Origin of the sequence: Paraburkholderia sp. BL21I4N1, from assembly GCF_002973525.1 — a bacterium.
In the GTDB taxonomy this organism is placed as follows: Bacteria; Pseudomonadota; Gammaproteobacteria; order Burkholderiales; family Burkholderiaceae; genus Paraburkholderia.
Genome location: NZ_PVEN01000031.1, coordinates 22154 through 34722 on the forward strand (window position 1 = coordinate 22154; position 12569 = coordinate 34722).

Here is a 12569-nt window from a genome sequence, read left to right on the forward strand (position 1 = left end):
CATGGGCCTACCCGCGAGCGTCTCGCTCGACCGCACGCTGGCCGCACTGGCCGATCCGAACCGGCGTCGGGTGGTCGATCTGTTGAGCAGGCAACCCATGCGCGCCGGTGAACTCGCGCAGGCCACCGGTCTCTCGCCGCAAGCGATGAGCCGGCATTTGCGGGTGCTGCGTTCGAGTGAGCTGATCGAAGAATCTCGCAGCGGCAGCGGCAGCGCCGACAGCGTGGACGCGCGCGTGCGGCTTTATGTATTGCGATCGACACCGATGAACGAATTGAAAACGTGGCTCGAGCAGACCGAAGCGTTGTGGTCGGCGCAGTTGCTGTCGTTCAAGGCGCATCTCGAGGAGTCGCGATGAGTTCGCGCGTGCAGGTGTCGCTGCGCGTTGCCGCTACGCCGTCGCGTGCGTTCGATGTGTTTACGCGCGATATCGGCCGATGGTGGCGGCCTAACGGACTATTTCAATTCACGCCGCAAGGGGCGGGGGTGTTGTCGTTCGAACCGTCTGAGGAAGGTGGTTGCGACCATGGACGTCTGATCGAAACGCAGCCCGACGGCAGCGTATTCGAGGTGGGCCGTGTCACCGCGTGGGAGCCGGGCGAACGTTTGGCATTCGGCTGGCGGCAGGCGAGTTTCTCCGCTGCGCAACACACGCATGTCGAGGTGCATTTCGAAGCGGTGGGAGACGAGACACGGGTGACCGTCGAGCATCGTGGTTGGGATACGGTGCCGCAAGATCATGTGGCGCGCCATCATTTTCCCGAGCAGGTGTTTCTATTGCGGCATGGGGAGTGGTGGCAGGCTTTGTTGGCCGCGTTGCGCGCGGAGGTGGGAGGTGCGCGGCTACCGCCGGCGCTTTAGCAAAGCGGAACCGAGCCACACGATGAACGCGGAAACAACGAGACTCAGCGCGAGCAGCAGCCCCGTTATCACGCTTTCGTGGCCTTCTACGCCGACCGAGCCAAACAGATGGAACAGAGGGGCAAGAGCCTGATACCCGCTCTCGCTGTATAGCCACGCGAGAAGTACATTGATCTGCGTGACGCCAAGGAAAACGGGCACGGTCAAAACGATTGCCAACAGGCAGCGCATTAGAGGTTTCATCGTACGTCTATCGTGCCGAAATATCGGATGTTGGTACCGGGAATAGCTTTGACGTCCTGCGTCATCAGATACGCACGTAGTTGGTCGAATGCGATGTCGTCGACAGAGCGTGGTACGCAATACCGCAAGCAACCGACGCCGCCAATCCAAAGCCACACGACCAACGCAACTCACCGCGAGGCAATCGCTGCCGCCACGCCCGCCATCACCGTTGCGCTCGCGCGGTTGGTGATCCTGACCGAGCGCCGCGTGGTCAGCAATTTACGCGCTCGCGTCGCGAGCAACGCCCACGCGAAATCCGCCATCATCAGCACGAACAGCATGGTGAGCGTCAGTTCCAGCCACGCAAGCGTGCCGATACGCGACAGATCGATGATGGTGGGCAGCAGTGCGACATAGAACATCATGATCTTCGGATTGCCAAGCGTAACGAGCAGTCCGGCGACGAACATGCGCCACGGCGACTGGCCGCGCGGCAAGTCGTCGCTTGCGACGTTTGCCGGCGCGCGCCACATTTTCCACGCGAGAAACAGCAGGTACGCCACGCCGACGAACTTCAAGACGACGAACAGCATGCCGAAGCTGCGCGCGAGCACCGCGAGCCCAGCCACCGCGCACGTGAGCCACAGCGCTTCGCCCAGCCACATGGCGGCGAGAAACGGCAGCACGTCGCGAAAGCCATGGGTCAGCACGCGCGCTACCAGCGCCGCAACGCTAGGGCCGGGCGTACCGGCCACGACGATCAACGCCACGGCAAAAACCAGCAAAGCAGATACCGTCATCACGATCCTCGACAAATTAGCGGGCGCGCCAACGCCGATTCACAAACCGCCACACCGCACTCACCAGCAACGATCCGACGCCGAGCGTCACGCCCAGCAACACGATCGAACTCATATGATCGCGCACCATCGGCACATTGCCGAACAGGTAGCCGGCCGTCACCAGCGACACGATCCACAGTGCCGCGCCCGCGCTGACGAACGACAGGAAACGCGCGAACGTCATGCGCGAAACGCCCGCGACGAACGGCGCGAAGGTCCGCACCACCGCAATGAACGGCGACAGCAGAAACGTCAGTCCGCCACGCGCTTCGTAAAACACATGCGCCTTGCGCAATGCGTTCTTGTCGAGCCAGCGATAGTCGGCGGTATAAACCTTTTCGCCGATCGCGCGGCCAATCGCATAGTCGACGACGCTACCGGCCACCGTGGCCGCGAACAGCACGGGCGCCACGAGCCAGATGTTTAACGCACCGGTCGCCGCGAGTCCGCCGCAAATAAAAATCAGCGGATCGCCGGGCAAAAAGAACAGCGGCAGAAAACCGATCTCGACGAAGATGACGAGAAACAGCATGGCGTAGACGGCGGTGCCGTATTGCACGATCAGACCGCTCAGGTGCTGGTCGAAGTGCAGGGCGACCTGCAACACATGCATCAGATCCATCTCGGGGCGCGGAGGAATTGGGATGTTCGGGAGTGTAGCCCGGTCGTGGCTTGGGCGCCTGTCAATTTCCTTGGGGAGATGTCAATATCGCGCAATATCATGCGCAAATAAAACCTGAAACAAGCCTGCGAAACCTTTATGCCACAAGCTTCCGCTGTCACCTTCCGTTTTGCCGCGCCGTCCGATGCGAACGCGATCCGGGCCATTGAATTCGAAGCGGGTCAGCGTTTCGCCAGTGTCGGCTTGACGGGCATTGCCGACGCCCCGCCGATGGATATCGAACGTGTCGAGAGCAAGATTGCCGCGCGCGAGATCATCGTCGCCGTGGATGCCGATGCGATCCGCGCCGGCTTCGTCATGTTCGAGCCGCAGCCCACGCGCATCTATATTCAGGAGCTCGACGTGCTGACGTCGCATGCGGGACAGCGGATCGGCGCGGCGTTGATCGAGCAGGTCGCGCAACACGCATTGGCGCGGCAGCTCACGCAACTGATTCTGTCCACCTATCGCGAGGTACCGTGGAATGCGCCGTATTACCGGCGGCTCGGGTTTCGCGATATCGAAGCAGCGGAACTCGACGCGCATCTGATCGAGCGGCGCGACGCGCATATCGCGCGCGGACTCGACGAGTCGAAGCGCGTGTTCATGCGGCGCGATCTGGCATGAGGTGAGGAGGGCTGTACATCGACGGTGTTCACGGTGTGTGAGACGCTTCAGCGTGAGGCGGTGCGAACAAAGCATGCGGCCGGCCGGCGCAAGGAAAAACGCGGCGGATGGGACCGTTACTTCTTCCCGGTCCCATCCGCCGCGTCGTTTTAACGCTTGCTACCGCGAGCGCGCTGCCACGTGGGAGGCGCTCATACCCCCGCTTATTCCAGTCACTTATTCCAGCCGCTTATTCCACCGTTTCCAGCGCCGGATAGTCCACATAGCCGGTTTCGCCGCGCGCATAGTACGTTGACGGATTCGGCTGGTTCAGCGGCGCGTCCGTTTCGAAGCGGCGTACCAGGTCCGGATTCGCGATAAACAGTTGACCCCATGCCACCGCGTCCGCTTCGCCCGCGTCGAGCACGTGTTGCGCGCTTTCCTTGGTGAACTTTTCGTTCGCGATGTACGGGCCGCCGAATGCCTGCTTCAATTGCGGGCCGAGGCGATCGTCGCCGAGCGCTTCACGAGCCGCGATAAAAGCGATCTTGCGCTTGCCGAGTTCGCGAGCCACGTAACCGAACGTAGCGGCGGGATCGGAGTCGCCCATGTCGTGCGAGTCGCGACGCGGTGCAAGGTGCACGCCCACGCGGTTCGCGCCCCACACGTCGATACACGCGTCGGTGACTTCGAGCAGCAGACGCGCGCGGTTCTCGATCGGGCCACCGTAGGCGTCGGTGCGCTGGTTGGTGCTGTCCTGCAGGAACTGGTCGAGCAGATAGCCGTTCGCGCCGTGCACTTCCACACCATCGAAACCGGCCGTCTTCGCGTTCTCGGCGCCCTTGCGGTACGCGTCGACCAGACCGGCGATTTCGTTGAGCTCCAGCGCACGGGGCGTCACGAACGGACGTTCCGGACGCACCTGGCTCACATGTCCTTGCGCGGCGATCGCGCTCGGCGCAACCGGCAATTCGCCATTCAGGAACATGGGATCCGAAATACGGCCCACGTGCCACAGTTGCAGAAAGATCTTGCCGCCGGCCGCATGCACCGCGTTCGTGACGAGCTTCCAGCCTTCGACCTGTTCCCGCGACCAGATGCCCGGCGTGTCGGCATAGCCCACGCCTTGCGGGGTGACCGAGGTGGCCTCGCTGATAATCAGACCGGCGCTCGCGCGCTCGGCGTAGTAACGCGCCATCAACGCGTTCGGCACGCGGATTTCTTCAGCACGCTGGCGCGTCAGCGGCGCCATGATGATGCGGTTCGACAGCGTGATATCGCCAATTTGCAGCGGATCGAAAAGAGTCGGCATGAGAGTTCACCTTCGGCAACGAGCTTGTGGCCCGGCCTGAAAAAATACGTGATGAAAAAGGCGTGCTGACGCGAATGAAACCCTCAAAGCTGCTCGTTCATATGGTCGAGAAAGGCCTGAATGACGGGCTCATTGCGTTTGAAAAACACCCACTGGCCAACCCGCTTCGACGTGACGAGCCCTGCGCGCTGTAATGCCGCGAGGTGCGCCGACACGGTGGACTGCGACAGACCGCAGCGCGCGTCGATCTTGCCGGCACATACGCCGTGGTCGAGCGGCAACTCCTGATCGGCGAAATGCGCGTACGGCTCCCGCAGCCAGCCGAGAATCTCCCGGCGTAACGGGTTGGCCAGCGCTTTGTGAATCGCGTCGATGTCGGGTGTCGTTCGGGTCGGTTTCATGGTTGTCAACAACACGCAGGCTTGGAACGCCGGTTGGCGCCCATGCATCTGCATCGCTACAAGACGAATCATATATCGTATTTTGACGATATGCTTGAAGACACTACTGACTATGTGGCCGATTGATCCCGTCGTCGCGACCTTCGTAGCGGCGCTACGTTCTCGCGTCCCTGGGTTTTCGGTAGTTCTTCGATTTCACGGCAGGAGCAGGTAGCCGGCCAGGAGCCGTTGTTCGCAGTCTTGAGCCGAAGGGCCGCTGTCCATTGATTAAATGCCGTTCGCTGGTGATGCGCGATCTACCCCATGACTATCCGCGCGAACAAGGTCAAGGCAAGCGTCGGCAGCATCACCACCGCGCCGACCTTCAGAAACGTCATAAAGCCGACGTCTTCACCTTCTCGGCGAATTGCGTTGAGCCAAAGGATTGTCGCGAGCGAACCGGTGATCGACAGATTTGGACCCAGGTCGACACCGATAAGCAGCGCGTCGGTGACAAGCCTGGAACCCTGTGCCTGCATGACAGTTGAGCTTGCGATCAATCCGGCCGGCAAGTTGTTCATCAGATTACTCGCAAGAGCAATGACACCTCCCGCAGAAGCTGCCGTCGCCAGTTCGCCATTGGGCGGTGCGCGTTGCAGCAAAGTCGCCAGTGCGGCGATTACGCCGGTGTGATCCAGCATCTCGACCAGTACGAACAAAGCTGCCACCAACGGCAACACACTCCACGATATTTCCCGAATCATCGGCAGCGGGGACTTGCGCTCCTGAATGAGCACGACCATGGCGGTCAGCGCACCGAGCGTCGCGGTCGGCCAGCCGAGCGGAATATCGAAAGCGGAAACGGTCAGTAAAACGGCGGCGGTTATCGCAATGCCGGCAAGCGCCACGCGCCCGCTCGCCGACAACTGCGACGATTCCAGATCGGCCTCGCATTGGCCCGAGAGCGTTGCTCGTTGAGTCCAGCGTAACAGCAGATAGGTGAGGCCGATCGACAGCAACGAAGGCACGGCAAAGCGCGTCAACCAGACACCCAGGGCCGGCGTGTGATTGCCGTACAGCACGAGATTGGCCGGGTTCGAGATCGGCAGCACAAAACTGGCGGCATTGGCGACGAACGCGCAGATGAACAGTAATGGCAGCGGAGGCGTCCTGGCCTTTTTAGCGGCGGCAAACACGGCAGGTGTCAGAACCACTGCGGTGGCGTCGTTGGAGAGGAACGCGGTGATCACCACACCGACCAGGTATACCAGCAGGAAGAGCTTGCGAGGCGAGCCCTTGGCATGATTGACCGCTAAACCGGCGACCCAGTCAAACAGGCCTTCGCGGCGCGCGACTTCCGAGAGCAGCATCATGCCGATCAGGAAGAGGTAAACGTCGCTCCCCCTGTCGACCGCGCGAATCGCGAGATCCACGGGTAACAGGTGCAGAGACACGAGTAGCCCGGCACCGGCGACCGCCCATACGGCCTCTGGCCATCTGAAAGGGCGTACGATCACGCCGACGGTGGCCGCCGCCGCGATACCCCACGAAAGAAAGAGTGAATTCACCGATAGAGATTCCGTAGATCAATGCGTTCCGTCGTCAGAAAGCAGACGGCGTTGAGTCCACCGCATGGCGATTCGGGTCCCCACGTATGCTGCACGCGTGCCGGAGCCCTGCGCCGCAACAGAGCCACAGCGCGAGCGAAGCGGTCGAAATCGCACCTAGAGCGATGAAGGCGGCGGAATAACCAAAGCGATGAGCGAGCAGACCGCCGAGCATCGGACTCAACGCAGCGCCCGCGGCCTGTACCGTCATCACGACGCCTTGTCCGGCGTTGACGCGGCCAGTGCCGCTCAGCAGGCGCACGACCAACGCCGGCACCGCGACGCTTTGCAAGCCGGCGCCTATGCCGTCGAGCGCCTGCACGGGCCACACACCCCACGCGTGGATCACCGAGGCGGCGATCAGTCCGCGTACCGGCAGTACCAGGAACGTGAGCAGAATGACCCACCAGTAGCCGTGCCATCGGATCAGCCGGTTAGCGAGCATCGCCGCAACGACCATCACCGCCTGGGCGATCACCACGGTCTCGGCGGTAAACGCGCTTGGATCCGCCTTGTGCGCCGAGACGATGGCGAGTCCATAGAGCGGCAACATCGCGGCGTTGCCAAGGTGAAACATCGCGAGTGCGGCGGCGAGTACGAGCAGTGGGCGACACTGCGCCAGAATGCGAAAGCCGCTGACTTTGGCATCGGTCGAACTCTCGTGCGATTCGTGCTGCGCCTGGCCTCTGGCCGCCTGATGATCGATGGAGTCGCTGCGAATCATCACGACAGCCAGGATCGACAGCACGCCGAACACGGCGCTCAAGGCGAACACCGCGCCGAAACCGTAGCGCCACCCCAACCAGCCTGATAGTGCCGCGGCCACGACATTGCCCGCATGATTCGCGACCTGGTTACGCCCGAACTGCCGGTCGAAGCCGCTTTGCCGCGCGACGCCCAGCGTGATGCCGGCCATCGCCGGTCCGATGGCGGCACCGGTGATCGCGGTGGCGACCTGCGAGGCGGCGACTGTCCAGTAGTCGTGAGAGACCAGCAACAAGCCCGATGCCAGCACAGTCATGACGCCCGCGACCACGATCAAGGCGCGCTTGTGACGGGTGCCGTCGACCAGCGCGCCGGCCGGAGACGTCGCCAGCATCCCTGCGATACCGCCGATGCTCATTACCGTGCCGATCATGTCCGTGCCCCATCCGCGCGCTTGCAAAAACACACCGAGGAACGGACCAATGCCGGCCTGAACGTCGGCCATGAAGAAGTTCAGTGCTTCGAGTGCGCGGCTGGTTTTCACGGTGCCTCACGATCACGACGGTTGGGCCAGGAGCAAAGCCCCTATGCAACCCCCATGCCATCCGCGCGTGCCGCATCGGATGGAACGGGTACGCGCCTTGGCGTCAGCAGGTGTCGGTTCGCTGGACAGCCGGTGTCCAGAAAACCGACACCTGCCGATGTCCTTAAGTGCACGAGCATTCGCGCCCGCGACGCCTGCAGGAACCTCCCACCGCTTGGGCCGTGGCGGGCCGGGTTTTTGCTATGCTTAAAGTCCCTTCGTTCCTCGCACATCCATGCCCGCAACCCGATGGCGCCTCTCGTTCGCTAGCCAGCTCGTGGTTTTCTGGCTGCTGGTGGCGGTCATGTGTGCGCTCCTGATCGGGCTCGTCTGGTTTATGGCTCAAGGCAATCTGGAGCGGCAAATCGGCGTGGCGCGCGAACAGACGCTGACCAGTTGCAAAGCGGTCGCCTCGCGCTACGACCTGTCGGTCGACCGGGCCGCCGATCCGCAAGGCGCGCCAAACACGGATCTGATGCACGCGATTCTCGACGTCGTGCTCGCACAGATGCCGGGCGTCGAAGGCGGTTTCTGGCGTTCGACGAGCAGCATGCGTGGCGTCTTCGACGCGTACGCGTTTCCAACCTACGAGGGCAGCGGCATCAAGCGGGATATTCCCGAGGCCGAGACGCCGTTGATTCTGCGCACCCTTCGCGCGGCTGCAGGCGGCCATGCGGCGTCCGATTTTGTCGAAGGACAGCAGGACGCGGTGATCGTCTCGGCGTGTTCAGTGCCGAGGCGCGCCGGACTGTTTGCCTGGACACTCACGCGGGTGCGGCCACCGCTCGGTCATGACGGCAAGACCTTCGTCACCGGGCTTGCCGTGCTCCTCGCCGTGATCGTCGCGATCGCGATTGCTTTGGGAACGCGTCTGCGCCGCTGGCGTGCCAATCTTGCCTGGGTCGAGAAGAACCTGAGCAAATCAGCGGACCTGAATGCGCCTTTCACGCCGATCGCACCCACCGGCGAGCCGGACCTCGACAAGATCGTCGTCGCATTCAACGCTTACGGTGCACGTACCACGGCACTGCAACAGCAAGCGGGCGAACTCGACAGAAAGCTCGCGGGCGCCGAGCGGTTTGCCGCGCTTGGCCGGCTGGCGGCGCAGATCGCCCACGAAATTCGCAATCCGATCGGCGCGATGCGCCTCAAGGCGGAAAACGCACTGGCCGGCGACGCGCAGCGCAAGCAGCGCGCACTGGCCGCGATCCTCGAACAGATTCAGCGGGTGGAGGTGCAGTTGTCCGGTTTGCTTGCACTCACCCAGCCGATCCGCGTTAACCGGCAACCTGTCGCTCTGCATCAGTGGCTGATGGCGCGCGTCGAGTTGCATCTCGACGCGGCATCGCGGGCCGGTGTCGTGCTCGACCTTGCGCAAGAAGTCGACATGCCGGACGAGGCGTGTTTCGACGCCGCCCAACTGGCCCGAGCCATCGACAATCTGATACTCAATGCGCTGCGGCATACACCCACCGGTGGCCACGTCACGTTGCGCGCGACGCGGCGTGCGGACACCCTAAGCATTGAAGTCGCCGACGATGGACCGGGCGTGCCGCCCGCCGAGCGCGAGCGCATTTTCGAGCCATTCGTGACCAGCGACGCCGCCGGCTCGGGGCTCGGGCTTGCGGTGGTGCGCGAGATCGCCATGGCGCATGGCGGTCGCGCGTTCTATGCCGGGCGCGAGCACGGCGCCTGTTTTGTGATCGAGATGCCATGCCGCACATCCTGATAGTCGACGACGACGACGCCTTCCGCGAAAGCCTCGCTGAAACGCTCGGCGATCTCGGCCACGACACGACGCAGGCGCGCGGTGGTCACGAGGCGCTCAGCCTGCTCGAAGGTGGCACACGGATCGATTGCATGTTTCTCGACTTCAGGATGCCAGACCTGAGCGGCATCGAGGTGCTCGAACGGTTGCGCGCAATGCCCGCGCGCGCGGCGCTGCCCGTGGTCGTGCTGACCGCTTTCGCCACGAGCGACAACACCATCCACGCCATGCGCCTGGGCGCCTTCGAGCATCTGACGAAGCCGGTCGGGCGCGATACGATCGCAACGCTGCTCGTGAAGATCGGCGCCTCGAACGGCGACCTGTCGGGCGCGGCACTCGCGGCGTCGGGCGAAGAGTCCATCGACGCGAACACGCCACGCTTGCTCGGCAACAGCGAAGCCCTACGCGATGCACAGAAGCAGATCGGTCGCGCGGCCGCCACCGATTCAACCGTGCTGATCACCGGCGAAACCGGCACCGGCAAGGAAGTCGCCGCCCGCGTGCTGCATGACGTCTCGCGACGCCAGCACGCGCCGTTTGTCGCCATCAACTGTGCCGCGATCCCGACCGAACTCCTGGAAAGCGAACTATTCGGCCACGTGAAAGGCGCATACACCGGCGCGGCGACGCAGAGAACCGGACGGATCGCCGAGGCGGACGGCGGCACGCTATTTCTCGACGAGATCGGCGATCTGCCACTGCCCATGCAGGCCAAATTGCTACGCGTGATTCAGGAACGCACGCTCACGCCGGTCGGTAGCAATGCGAACGTGCCGATCGACGTGCGGATCGTGGCCGCGACGCACCGCGACCTCGTGGCGGAGGTCGCCGCTCGCAAGTTCCGGGAAGACCTGTTCTATCGGCTTAACGTGATTCCGATTCATTTGCCGCCACTGCGCGAGCGTCCTGCCGACATACTGCCGCTCGCCGCGCATTTTCTCGCGACTGCCGCGAGCCTCGGCGGCCCGGCGCGAAGCTTGAGCAGTGACGCGGAGCGCCGTCTTCTCGTCCACGCGTGGCCGGGCAATGTGCGCGAGTTGAAAAACGCGATTGAACGCGTCGCGGCGCTCGCACGCGGCCCGCTCGTCACGGATGATGACCTTGCCTTTCTGAGCGCGCCGCGCGCGTCGGCCAGCGAGATTCCCGTCGCGTTGCTCGATCTGCCGTTGCCGCAGGCCATGGAATGGCTGGAACGTGCGGCGATAGAACGCGCATTGCAGCAGACTGCGGGCAATCGCGCGGAAGCCGCGCGCCGGCTCGGCATAAGTCGCCAGTCGCTTTATACGAAGATGGCGGCGTATAAGCTCGATTAGTTTTTTTGCGCAAACGGTCCGCGTAAATGTCCAACAATCGGACACCCCATGTCCAGCAGACGGACATCGTCCCACGGCTCAATGGGCGAAAGGCCTGATCTGGCAGGCGTCGCGCAATGGCATAGGGCTTGCAAAGACTCCCGCACGACATTTCGTGTCGAAGGAGTCTGATGATGAACCGGTTCAATCTGATTACCCAGGCGACGCTTGCGCTCGCCGTGATGGCGACTGCGGCTTGCGCCGCGCAACCGGCGCCGTTACCGCAAAACAGCGCAACAACGCCGCCACCTCCGTCAGTTGCCGGCGGATCCATGCCAGGTCAGTCGAATGGAGCGATGCCGATACCTGCTCCGCCCGATGTCGGCGCGCCCGCGCCACCGCCGCAAGCGCGTGATAACGAACCGCTCAACGGCGCGCCTGCCAGCATGAGCGGCGTCGTCCGGCGGTTTCTGATCAATCCCGATGGCGAAGTCGACGGCATGCTGCTCGCCGACAACACCCTGGTGCGTTTCCCGCCGCATGTGGGCAGCCAGGTGGCCAGCACGATATCGCCGGGGGATACCGTCAACGTGAGCGGCTTCGCGCAACAGCCGGACGGCACGTTGCGCGCGAGCCTGATCTCCGTTACGAAAAACGGTCGCCGTATCGCGGACCAGCCGCCACCCGCCAACGCACAGCGTCTGCCAGGTTCGCTGGCCGGTATCGGGCTGGTCAAGCTCAGTGCAGTGGGGCGCGTGCTGCGCGTTACGACTGCGCCTCGCGGCGAATCCGACGGCGTGCTGCTTGCCGACGGTACGGTCATCAAGCTGACGCCGCCGGCTGCCGTGCAGTTTGCCAATCTGCTGCGCCCAGGAACGACAATCGCCGCTCAAGGCTACGGCACCCGCAACCGATATGGCGAGGCGCTGCAGGCCACTGCATTCGGCACACCGGGCAATCTGACCACCCTCTACGGCAACTTGCCCCAGTAACTCAATTTAAAGGAGTGCACCCCATGTATTGGATCGATCCCGCTTGCCTGCCCGAAACCCTCGGCAAGGTCTCACAGTTTCTGCTCAATCCGCACGGCGAACTCGACGGCTTCATTCTCGAACGCAGCGGCCGCCCCCCGCAGCAAGTGCACTTTCCCCCGCACCTGTCGAAGCGCGTCGCCAGACATGTCGCGATTGGCGACAGTGTGCGGGTCCGCGGTGTCAAACCTCGCTCAGCCGACCTCGTCGTGGCGATTTCGCTGACCACCAGGAACGCGGTCGAGATCGTGGACGACGGGCCGCCGCATCACGATCTAAAGGAGCCTGCGCCCGCGATGGAGACGAAACCGGCGGATGTGCAAGGCCAGGTCGTCTTGCCGTTGTTCGGTCCAAAGGGAGAATTACGCGGCGCGTTGCTGGATGACGGCACGTCGCTGCGGATGCCGCCGCATGCCGCCGCTGAACTCGCTGCCTATCTTGCGCCGGGGGTTCATGTGCAGGCGTGGGGTGACGGCATCAAAAATCGGCACGGTCGAACGGTGAACGTTCATGAAATCGCTGAACTCGTTGACGACATGTCCTGAACGGGCATTGAGAAATAGCAGTTCGCCGGTCGTCAATGACCGGCTCGACCGTTATCGGTCCAGAGTGTGTGAAAACGTATTGATCGCCTAAACTGAATCAACGCACTGAGATCGGGTGACTCATGAAGCGATTCGTTGAAGGCGATGACCG

14 protein-coding genes are annotated in these 12569 nt (G+C 63.1%); 7 read left to right on the plus strand and 7 right to left on the minus strand.

Annotated features, from left to right (window positions below; all coding sequences use genetic code 11):
• Position 1: 1 nt before the first annotated feature.
• Together B0G83_RS36900 and B0G83_RS36905 are read left to right on the plus strand one after the other, a co-directional pair.
• Positions 2-358, plus strand: coding sequence for a helix-turn-helix transcriptional regulator (locus B0G83_RS36900; RefSeq protein WP_105512198.1), 357 nt, complete (start codon positions 2-4; stop codon positions 356-358).
• Entirely contained in the window at positions 355-861 is a 507-nt protein-coding gene (locus tag B0G83_RS36905) for an SRPBCC family protein (protein ID WP_105512199.1), read from the plus strand. Before B0G83_RS36900 ends, B0G83_RS36905 begins: the two co-directional genes overlap by 4 nt.
• On the opposite strand, the gene B0G83_RS36910 is transcribed toward B0G83_RS36905, so the two are convergent.
• From B0G83_RS36910 to B0G83_RS36920, 3 genes are all read right to left on the minus strand, one after another.
• Complete coding sequence (locus B0G83_RS36910) at positions 844-1092, minus strand: hypothetical protein (protein WP_258168502.1); 249 nt, start codon at positions 1090-1092, stop codon at positions 844-846. The genes B0G83_RS36905 and B0G83_RS36910 overlap by 18 nt on opposite strands.
• Before the next feature lie 182 nt (positions 1093-1274).
• A complete protein-coding gene (locus B0G83_RS36915) occupies positions 1275-1886 on the minus strand; it encodes a LysE family translocator (RefSeq protein WP_105512201.1) in 612 nt (203 codons plus the stop codon).
• 16 nt (positions 1887-1902) lie between these two features.
• Positions 1903-2550 carry a VTT domain-containing protein gene (locus tag B0G83_RS36920; RefSeq protein WP_105512202.1) on the minus strand — a complete coding sequence of 216 codons (648 nt, stop codon included), beginning with the start codon at positions 2548-2550 and terminating at the stop codon, positions 1903-1905.
• 138 nt (positions 2551-2688) lie between these two features.
• Here B0G83_RS36920 and B0G83_RS36925 point away from each other — a divergent pair, with 138 nt between their 5' ends.
• On the plus strand, positions 2689-3216 hold the full coding sequence (locus tag B0G83_RS36925; protein ID WP_105512203.1) for a GNAT family N-acetyltransferase: 528 nt from the start codon (positions 2689-2691) through the stop codon (positions 3214-3216).
• A gap of 229 nt (positions 3217-3445) precedes the next feature.
• Here B0G83_RS36925 and B0G83_RS36930 read toward each other — a convergent pair whose 3' ends face one another.
• The 4 genes from B0G83_RS36930 to B0G83_RS36945 form a co-directional block, all read right to left on the minus strand.
• Positions 3446-4507, minus strand: coding sequence for an alkene reductase (locus B0G83_RS36930; protein ID WP_105512204.1), 1062 nt, complete (start codon positions 4505-4507; stop codon positions 3446-3448).
• Positions 4508-4590: 83 nt separating this feature from the next.
• Complete coding sequence (locus B0G83_RS36935) at positions 4591-4908, minus strand: helix-turn-helix transcriptional regulator (RefSeq protein WP_105512212.1); 318 nt, start codon at positions 4906-4908, stop codon at positions 4591-4593.
• Positions 4909-5204: 296 nt separating this feature from the next.
• On the minus strand, positions 5205-6455 hold the full coding sequence (locus B0G83_RS36940; RefSeq protein ID WP_105512205.1) for an arsenic transporter: 1251 nt from the start codon (positions 6453-6455) through the stop codon (positions 5205-5207).
• A gap of 34 nt (positions 6456-6489) precedes the next feature.
• Positions 6490-7743 carry an MFS transporter gene (locus B0G83_RS36945; RefSeq protein WP_105512206.1) on the minus strand — a complete coding sequence of 418 codons (1254 nt, stop codon included), beginning with the start codon at positions 7741-7743 and terminating at the stop codon, positions 6490-6492.
• Between the two features lie 274 nt (positions 7744-8017).
• On the opposite strand from B0G83_RS36945, the gene B0G83_RS36950 reads away from it, so the two are divergent.
• The 4 genes from B0G83_RS36950 to B0G83_RS36965 all read left to right on the plus strand — a co-directional run bounded on the left by B0G83_RS36950 (position 8018) and on the right by B0G83_RS36965 (position 12418).
• Positions 8018-9511, plus strand: coding sequence for a PAS domain-containing sensor histidine kinase (locus B0G83_RS36950; RefSeq protein WP_105512207.1), 1494 nt, complete (start codon positions 8018-8020; stop codon positions 9509-9511).
• Positions 9496-10863 (plus strand): sigma-54 dependent transcriptional regulator, encoded by a 1368-nt coding sequence (locus B0G83_RS36955; protein WP_105512208.1) that lies wholly within the window; start codon positions 9496-9498, stop codon positions 10861-10863. The genes B0G83_RS36950 and B0G83_RS36955 overlap by 16 nt, the downstream gene beginning before the upstream one ends.
• 335 nt (positions 10864-11198) lie before the next feature.
• Positions 11199-11834, plus strand: coding sequence for a hypothetical protein (locus B0G83_RS36960; protein ID WP_258168504.1), 636 nt, complete (start codon positions 11199-11201; stop codon positions 11832-11834).
• Positions 11835-11857: 23 nt separating this feature from the next.
• Positions 11858-12418, plus strand: coding sequence for a hypothetical protein (locus B0G83_RS36965; protein WP_105512209.1), 561 nt, complete (start codon positions 11858-11860; stop codon positions 12416-12418).
• Positions 12419-12569: the final 151 nt, after the last annotated feature.

Bases quoted from the DNA above. Each gene is read 5' to 3' on its own strand.
- B0G83_RS36935 (WP_105512212.1), bottom strand. From the start codon at position 4,908: ATGAAACCGACCCGAACGACACCCGACATCGACGCGATTCACAAAGCG.
- B0G83_RS36960 (WP_258168504.1), top strand. From the start codon at position 11,199: ATGCCGATACCTGCTCCGCCCGATGTCGGCGCGCCCGCGCCACCGCCG.
- B0G83_RS36920 (WP_105512202.1), bottom strand. From the start codon at position 2,550: ATGGATCTGATGCATGTGTTGCAGGTCGCCCTGCACTTCGACCAGCAC.
- B0G83_RS36965 (WP_105512209.1), top strand. From the start codon at position 11,858: ATGTATTGGATCGATCCCGCTTGCCTGCCCGAAACCCTCGGCAAGGTC.
- B0G83_RS36955 (WP_105512208.1), top strand. From the start codon at position 9,496: ATGCCGCACATCCTGATAGTCGACGACGACGACGCCTTCCGCGAAAGC.
- B0G83_RS36915 (WP_105512201.1), bottom strand. From the start codon at position 1,886: ATGACGGTATCTGCTTTGCTGGTTTTTGCCGTGGCGTTGATCGTCGTG.
- B0G83_RS36900 (WP_105512198.1), top strand. From the start codon at position 2: ATGGGCCTACCCGCGAGCGTCTCGCTCGACCGCACGCTGGCCGCACTG.
- B0G83_RS36910 (WP_258168502.1), bottom strand. From the start codon at position 1,092: ATGCGCTGCCTGTTGGCAATCGTTTTGACCGTGCCCGTTTTCCTTGGC.
- B0G83_RS36930 (WP_105512204.1), bottom strand. From the start codon at position 4,507: ATGCCGACTCTTTTCGATCCGCTGCAAATTGGCGATATCACGCTGTCG.
- B0G83_RS36925 (WP_105512203.1), top strand. From the start codon at position 2,689: ATGCCACAAGCTTCCGCTGTCACCTTCCGTTTTGCCGCGCCGTCCGAT.
- B0G83_RS36950 (WP_105512207.1), top strand. From the start codon at position 8,018: ATGCCCGCAACCCGATGGCGCCTCTCGTTCGCTAGCCAGCTCGTGGTT.
- B0G83_RS36905 (WP_105512199.1), top strand. From the start codon at position 355: ATGAGTTCGCGCGTGCAGGTGTCGCTGCGCGTTGCCGCTACGCCGTCG.